The sequence below is a fragment of the Vibrio sp. D173a genome (assembly GCF_030248475.1).
The window spans coordinates 1-517 of the sequence record NZ_JAHGAH010001547.1 but is presented as its reverse complement, the minus strand read 5'-3'; the positions used below and the strand labels follow the sequence as shown (position 1 = coordinate 517).

Genomic DNA, 517 nt, shown 5'->3' with positions numbered 1-517 from the left:
CAAGCTCCTTCAGCTCAATAATTTATAAGGAAGTAGCAAATGTCTTCGGCTCCAAAAATCAAATATCGCAGCGCAACTACAACTCACGGCCGCAACATGGCGGGTGCTCGTGCCCTTTGGCGTGCAACGGGTGTAAAAGATGATGACTTCGGTAAACCAATCATCGCTGTTGTAAACTCATTCACTCAATTTGTTCCAGGCCACGTTCACCTTAAAGATATGGGTCAGCTGGTCGCAGGTGAAATCGAAAAAGCGGGCGGTATCGCTAAAGAATTCAATACCATTGCAGTTGATGATGGCATCGCGATGGGTCACGGCGGCATGCTTTACTCACTGCCTTCACGTGAATTGATCGCTGACTCTGTAGAGTACATGGTCAATGCACACTGTGCCGACGCGATGGTGTGTATCTCTAACTGTGACAAAATCACTCCGGGAATGGTGATGGCAGCGATGCGCCTCAACATCCCAGTGATCTTTGTTTCTGGTGGCCCAATGGAAGCAGGTAAAACCAAGC

The 517-nt window shown here is 48.5% G+C and carries 1 protein-coding gene; it reads left to right on the top strand.

All coding sequences use genetic code 11. The features are described 5' to 3' along the window. Positions 1-39 precede the first annotated feature (39 nt). Positions 40-517 (top strand): dihydroxy-acid dehydratase (locus KIV40_RS34650; RefSeq protein WP_285353985.1); only part of this gene is annotated, 478 nt, incomplete at its 3' end.